General features: G+C 72.0%; 6 protein-coding genes. 4 read left to right on the forward strand and 2 right to left on the reverse strand.

Annotation, left to right across the window (positions count from 1 at the left end):
* The first annotated feature begins 92 nt into the window (after positions 1-92).
* Together rpsR and rplI are read left to right on the forward strand one after the other, a co-directional pair.
* Positions 93-329: a 30S ribosomal protein S18 gene (rpsR, locus tag E1265_RS31275; RefSeq protein ID WP_003978893.1), complete on the forward strand. Its 237-nt coding sequence runs from the start codon at positions 93-95 to the stop codon at positions 327-329.
* A gap of 21 nt (positions 330-350) precedes the next feature.
* Positions 351-800, forward strand: a complete 450-nt coding sequence (gene rplI / locus E1265_RS31280; protein ID WP_132934347.1) for a 50S ribosomal protein L9 — start codon at positions 351-353, stop codon at positions 798-800.
* A 106-nt stretch (positions 801-906) separates the two neighbouring features.
* On the opposite strand, the gene E1265_RS31285 is transcribed toward rplI, so the two are convergent.
* Positions 907-2238, reverse strand: coding sequence for an MATE family efflux transporter (locus tag E1265_RS31285; protein ID WP_132934348.1), 1332 nt, complete (start codon positions 2236-2238; stop codon positions 907-909).
* A gap of 438 nt (positions 2239-2676) precedes the next feature.
* On the opposite strand from E1265_RS31285, the gene dnaB reads away from it, so the two are divergent.
* Complete coding sequence (gene dnaB / locus E1265_RS31290) at positions 2677-5001, forward strand: replicative DNA helicase (protein WP_132934351.1); 2325 nt, start codon at positions 2677-2679, stop codon at positions 4999-5001.
* Between the two features lie 254 nt (positions 5002-5255).
* The gene (locus E1265_RS31295) at positions 5256-5765 is read left to right on the forward strand and encodes a GNAT family N-acetyltransferase (RefSeq protein WP_132934349.1); all 510 of its coding nucleotides are present in this window, start codon (positions 5256-5258) and stop codon (positions 5763-5765) included.
* On the opposite strand, the gene E1265_RS31300 is transcribed toward E1265_RS31295, so the two are convergent.
* Positions 5752-6800: PLP-dependent aminotransferase family protein (locus E1265_RS31300; protein WP_132934350.1), on the reverse strand; the 1049-nt coding region annotated here is incomplete at its 5' end. The genes E1265_RS31295 and E1265_RS31300 overlap by 14 nt on opposite strands.

A 6800-nucleotide genomic window follows, 5' to 3' on the forward strand; every position in this document is an offset into this window, starting at 1 on the left:
GGCTGGGGCGGTGGCTCCGGCGGTGGCTACTCGGACGAGCCCCCGTTCTGAGGGCACACCCCACGTATTTCTGAACTCACCGGAGAAGCACCATGGCGAAGCCGCCCGCGCGCAAGCCCAAGAAGAAGGTCTGCGTGTTCTGCAAGGAGAAGATCTCCTACGTCGACTACAAGGACACGAACCTGCTGCGGAAGTTCATCTCCGACCGCGGCAAGATCCGTGCCCGCCGGGTCACCGGCAACTGCACCCAGCACCAGCGTGACGTCGCCACGGCCGTGAAGAACAGCCGTGAGATGGCGCTGCTGCCCTACACCTCGACCGCGCGCTAAGGGAAGGGTGGTTCGCAACCCATGAGGATCATCCTGACCAGTGAGGTCGCCGGCCTGGGGATGGCCGGGGACGTCGTCGAGGTGAAGGACGGGTACGCCCGTAACTACCTGCTGCCCCGCGGTGCCGCGATCCGCTGGACCAAGGGCGGCCAGAAGGACGTCGAGCAGATCCGTCGCGGCCGCAAGATCCGCGAGATCGCCTCGATCGAGCAGGCCAACGACGTGAAGTCGCAGCTCGAGGGCGTCACGGTCCGACTGAAGGTCCGCGCCGGCACCGGCGGGCGCCTGTTCGGCTCCGTCACCCCGGCCGACATCGTCTCCGCGGTGAAGGCCGCCGGCGGTCCCGACGTGGACAAGCGCCGGATCGAGCTGAGCACCCCGATCAAGAGCCTGGGCTCGCACCGGATCTCGGTCCGGCTGCACCCCGAGGTCGTGGCCAACGTCGGCCTTCAGGTGGACGCCGCCAAGTAAGGGCGGACACCGGCGATCGGCCGCGCCCCGCGGATGCGGGGCGCGGCCGTTGGCTTTTCGTGCGGGGTTGTTGGCGATCCGCGATCCGCGGTCGGCGGGCGGCGGGTCAGGCGCGCACGGCGCCGGTGACGGCCCAGCGGCCGCTCCTGGTCCGCAGCAGCAGGGTGACCAGGCGGGTGCCCATCATCAGCCCGGCCAGCGCCCACCACAGCGCGGTGAGGCCGCCGCCCAACTCGGGCACGAGCAGCGCGACCGGGGTGAACACGGTCAGGGTCAGCAGCATGGCCCCGGCCAGGTAGGGCCCGTCGCCGGCGCCCATCAGCACCCCGTCGAGCACGAAGACCACGCCGGCGACGGGCTGGGTCACGGCGACCACCAGGAGCACCGGGAGCAGTCGCTCGTGGACGGCCTCGTCGCCGGTGAACAGCCGGGGAAGGAGCGGGCTCGTGGCGGCGAGCAGCACGCCGATGGCCACCCCGGAGACCATGCCCCACCAGATCATGCGGCGGCAGGCCGAGCGGGCGCCCGCGGCGTCGTCGGCGCCGAGGTAGCGACCGATGATGGCCTGTCCCGCGATGGCGATGGCGTCCAGGGCGAGGGCGAGCAGGGTCCAGACGGTCAGGGTCACCTGGTGGGCGGCGACGTCGACGTCGCCGAGCCTGGTGGCCACGGCGGTGGCGATCAGCAGGACGCCGCGCAGCGAGAGGGTGCGGATCAGCAGGGGCACGCCGGCGCGGGCGCTGGCGAGGACGCCGGCGGCGGTGGGGCGCAGGCTCGCGCCGTGCGCGCGGGCGCCGCGCAGCACCACGCGGAGGTAGGCGGCGGCCATGCCGAACTGGGCGAGCACGGTGCCCCAGGCGGAGCCGGCGACGCCCAGGTCGAGGCCGTAGATCAGCACGGCGTTGAGGACGACGTTGGCGCCGAAGCCGGCGATGGCCACGTGGAGCGGGGTCCTGGTGTCCTGGAGGCCGCGGAGCACGCCGGTGGCGGCGAGGACGATCAGCATGGCGGGCAGGCCGAGCGCGCTGATCCGCAGGTAGGTGACGGCGTGCGGGGCCGCGGTGGCGGAGGCGCCGAAGGCGTCGATCACGGCGGGGGCGGTGGGCAGCACGACGGCTATCAGGCCGAGGCCGAGGAGGAGCGCGAGCCAGCTGCCGTCCATGCCCTGGCGGATCGCGGCCGAGAGGTCGCGGGCGCCGACGCTGCGGGCGACGGCGGCGGTGGTGGCGTAGGCGAGGAAGACGAAGACGTTGACGGCGGTGGACAGCAGGGCTGCGGCGATGCCGAGGCCGGCGAGCTGGGCGGTGCCGAGGTGACCGACCATGGCGCTGTCGGTCATCAGGAAGAGGGGTTCCGCGACCAGGGATCCGAAGGCGGGCAGGGCGAGGGCGAGGATCTCGCGGTCGTGGCGGCGGGCGCTCGAAGCGGTGGGTGGCATGGCCAGATCCAAACATCCACAGGTAATGGATACGAGGGAGATTGGATCCTTACTCTACGGCCTCGGGTGGCCGAGGTGCCGCGCTGGGTGTCGTGATCTCGGCGACGGTCCCGATGTTTTTCCCGTGCACAGGCGGTGGACGAGGAAACCGCACGTCAGAGCGGGGGAAAGTGGATCTTCGGCGAGTTGTTCACAGCGTCGTCCACCGTCCTCCACCGGGTTGTCCACAGCTTTCGGGGCGTTGTCCACAGGGTCTGATCTGAAATCCACATAGCCTGTGGATAACTTGGTTGGTCCTACCCCCCGCTGGGCTTACCGTAGGTCCCCCCGCCGGGCGATGCCGAGTGTCAGAGCTGTGGCGTAGGAAAGAGACAGCGACACACGGCGGCGGGCCGGGAGGAGGCGGGGACGGTGGCCGATCTCGAGCACCCGGACTCCATGTGGGAGGGGGTCGAGGCCCCCCCGGCCGACGGCGGGCGATACGCCCAGGCGGGCCCCGCGCGGGTCGCCCGCCCACGGCACGGCGCGGAGGACGGTGAGGCCGACCGGGACCAGGGCCCGGGCGCCGACGAGCGCGCCGCGTTCGAGCGGGTGCCGCCCCAGGACCTGGCGGCCGAGCAGTCGGTGCTCGGCGGCATGCTGCTCTCCAAGGACGCCATCGCCGATGTCGTCGAGGTGCTGCGCGGCAGCGACTTCTACAAGCCGGCCCACGAGACCATCTACGGCGCCATCCTCGACCTCTACGCCAAGGGCGAGCCGGCCGACCCCATCACCATCTCGGCCGAGCTGACCAAGCGCGGCGAGCTCGCCAGGGTCGGCGGCGCCGGCTACGTGCACTCCCTCGTCCACACCGTCCCGACCGCGGCCAACGCCCAGTACTACGCCGAGATCGTGCACGACCGCGCGGTGCTGCGCCGTCTGGTCCAGGCCGGCACCCGCATCACCCAGATGGGATACGCGGCCGACGGCGACGTCGACGACATCGTCAACTCCGCCCAGGCCGAGGTCTACGCGGTCACCGAGCAGCGCACCTCGGAGGACTACCTGCCGCTGGGCGAGATCATGGAGGGCGCCCTCGACGAGATCGAGGCCATCAGCAACCGCAGCGGCGAGATGACCGGCGTGCCCACCGGCTTCACCGACCTCGACGCGCTCACCAACGGCCTCCACCCCGGCCAGATGATCGTGATCGCGGCCAGGCCGGCGATGGGGAAGGCGCTGGCGCTCGACACGCCGCTCCCCACCCCGACCGGGTGGACCACCATGGGGAAGGTCCGGCCCGGCGACCACCTGCTCGACGCGTCGGGGAGGCCGACCCGGGTCGTGGCCGCGACCGACGTCATGACGGGCCGACCGTGCTACGAGGTGCGCTTCGACGACGGCACGACGGTCATCGCGGACGCCGATCACCAGTGGCTCACCGACACCCAGGCCAGCCGCGGGTCGGCGCAGGCCGTCGCCGTGGGACACGGCGGGCCGCCAACGCGGCGCACCTCCGCCTCGGTCAGGACCACCAAGGAGATCGCCGAGACGCTGCACCGCCACACCGCCGACGGGCGGCAGAACCACTCGGTGCGGAACGCGGCGCCGCTCGAGCTTCCCCGCCAGGACCTGCCCGTCCCGCCGTACGAGTTGGGAGTGTCGCTTGGCGACGGCACGGGCGGCCCGCTGGGGGGGAAGCACATCCCCCAGGCGTATCTGCGCGGCTCCGTGGCTCAGCGGAGGGAACTGCTCGCCGGGCTGTTGGACACCGGTGGAACGGTCACGGCCACCGGAGCGGTGCGGTTCGCGGTCACCACCAGGGAGCTGGCCGAGGGACTCCGCGAGCTGGTCGTCAGCCTCGGCTATCGCTGCGGCATGGGGACGAAGCCGGCCAGCGATCGTTCCGAGCGATTCTCGACCGCGTATGTCGTCACGTTCACGCCGACTGACGACGTGTTCGGTCCTGAGCCGGGGCAGCGGTTCATCACCGATGTTCGAGAGGTCGCGAGCGTTCCGGTGCGCTGTGTTCAGGTGGACAACCCGGACCACCTGTACCTGGCCACCCGGTCGATGGTTCCCACGCACAACTCCACGCTGGCGCTGGACTTCGCGCGGGCCTGTTCCATCAAACACAAGCTGCCCAGCGTGATCTTCTCGCTCGAGATGGGGCGCAACGAGATCGCCATGCGGCTGCTGTCGGCCGAGGCGCGGGTCGCGCTGCACCACATGCGGTCCGGCAGCATGACCGACGAGGACTGGAACCGGCTCGCCCGGCAGATGGCCGAGGTCAACGAGGCGCCGCTGTACATCGACGACTCGCCGAACCTGTCGATGATGGAGATCCGGGCCAAGTGCCGGCGGCTGAAGCAGCGCAACGACCTGCGCCTCATCGTCATCGACTACCTCCAGCTGATGCAGTCGGGCGGCAACCGCCGCGCGGAGAGCCGCCAGCAGGAGGTCTCCGAGATGTCAAGGAACCTCAAGCTGCTCGCCAAGGAGTTGGAGGTGCCGGTGATCGCGCTCTCCCAGCTGAACCGCGGTCCCGAGCAGCGGACGGACAAGAAGCCGATGGTCTCGGATCTGCGTGAATCAGGATCGATCGAGCAGGACGCGGACATGGTCATCCTGTTGCACCGCGAGGATGCCTACGAGAAGGAGTCACCGCGGGCCGGTGAGGCCGACCTGATCGTCGCGAAGCACCGCAACGGGCCGACGGCGACGATCACGGTGGCCTTCCAGGGGCACTACTCGCGCTTCGTCAACATGGAGGGCGGCTTCTGACCCTGCCCGCAGGGCGGGCCGAGTTCGGGCTGTCCACCGTGGGAGCTGGTCATCGTATGCCTTACTCCCCCGGGTGATGCCGCGCGTGGGTCTCTGTATTGCTATCGTCGTACCGCGCGTGAGGTGCGTGCGTGCCCGTGGACCAGGGAGGTTGATGAGTATGGCCGTCGCCGGCCCTCGTCAGCATGCCCTTGTCCGGCCCGCGCGGTGATGACGCGCGGTCCGGTCGTTCCTCAGACGACCAGGAGTGACACGTGTCTTCCTCCGTTTCACCGAACCCCGCCCCGCTGACCACCGAGCGCCTGCTGCTGCGGCCCTGGACCCCGGCGGAGGTCGCCGCGGTCCTCGGGGACGGGGCGCCGCCCGCGCACTGGGCGGCCGACTTCCCCGCCGAGGGCGATCGCGTCATCGCGGGGCTCATCGACCAAAAGTCCGCCTGGCTCGGCGAGTACGGCCACCGGCTGATCGTCGAGCGCGACAGCGGCCTCGTGGTGGGCTCGATCGGCCTGTTCTGGCCGCCGAGCGACGGCACCGTCGAGATCGGCTACGGCGTCGTGGCCTCCCGCCGCGGCCGGGGCTACGCCTCCGAGGCCACCGGGGCGCTGGCCCGCTTCGCCCTCGCCGCGCCCGAGGTGCACACCGTGGTCGCCGGCGTCGAGCTGTCGAACCCGGCCTCCGTCCGCGTGCTCGAGAAGGCCGGCTTCCACCGCGACGAGGCGGCCACCGAGGAGAACCTGGCCCGCTTCCGGGTCACGCTTCGCTGACGGCGGCGGCCAGCGCGGCCACGCCCTCCCGGATGGCGTGCGGGGGCGTGGCCGCGTAGCCGAGGATCAGCCCCGGCGGGTGGGGGAGCCTGCGGTGCCAGCCGAGGGGGTGGAGCTTGACGCCGCGGGCGAGGGCCGCGGCGGCCAGGGCGGTGTCGTCCAGGTCCAGGTCGTCCAGGTCGTGCCGGTCGTCGAAGGTGACCATCAGGTGGAGCCCGGCGGCCGGCCCGTGCAGCGTGGCGTGCGGGAGGTGGTGGCGGATCGCGTCGATCATGGCGTCCCGGCGGCGGCGGTGGCGGGCCCGGGCGAGCCGCAACTGGCGTTCCAGCTCGCCCGACTCCATGAGCCTGGCGAGCACCAGCTGCGGCAGCGCCGCGTTGCCCAGGTCGGCCAGCCGCTTGGCGGCGATCAGGTCGTCGCGGAGTTCGGGCGGCGGCACCAGCCAGCCGATGCGCAGCGCGGGGGCCAGGAGCTTGGACGCGCTGCCGCAGTAGGCGACGCGGTCGGCGAGCAGGGAGCGGAGCGCGGCGACCGGTGGGCGGTCGTAGCGGTGCTCGGAGTCGTAGTCGTCCTCGATGATCAGGCCGTCGTGCTCGGTGGCCCAGCGCAGCAGCTCGCGCCGGCGGGCGCCGTCCAGGACGACGCCGGTGGGGAACTGGTGGGCCGGGGTGAGCAGCACGGCGCCGGCGTCGGTGGCGCGCAGCGCGTCGACGCGCGCGCCGGCCGCGTCCACCGGGATCGGCGGAACGGCGAGCCCGGCGGCGGCCAGCTGCTGCCGGGCGCCGAGCGATCCCGGGTCCTCCACGGCCACCGAGGTCAGCCCGGCGGCGCGCAGCACCTGGCCGAGGAGGGCGAGGGTCTGGGCGGTGCCCGCGGTGATCAGCACCTCGTCAGGGGTGGTTCTGATGCCCCGGTTGCGGGCCAGCCAGTCGGCGACGGCGGCGCGCAGCGCCGGAGTGCCGCGCGGGTCGCCGTAGCCGAGGTCGGCGGCGGGAAGGTCGCGCAGCAGCTCGCGTTCGGCGCGCAGCCAGGCGG

It is taken from the genome of Streptomyces sp. 8K308 (assembly GCF_004348315.1).
In the GTDB taxonomy this organism is placed as follows: domain Bacteria; phylum Actinomycetota; class Actinomycetes; order Streptomycetales; family Streptomycetaceae; genus Streptomyces.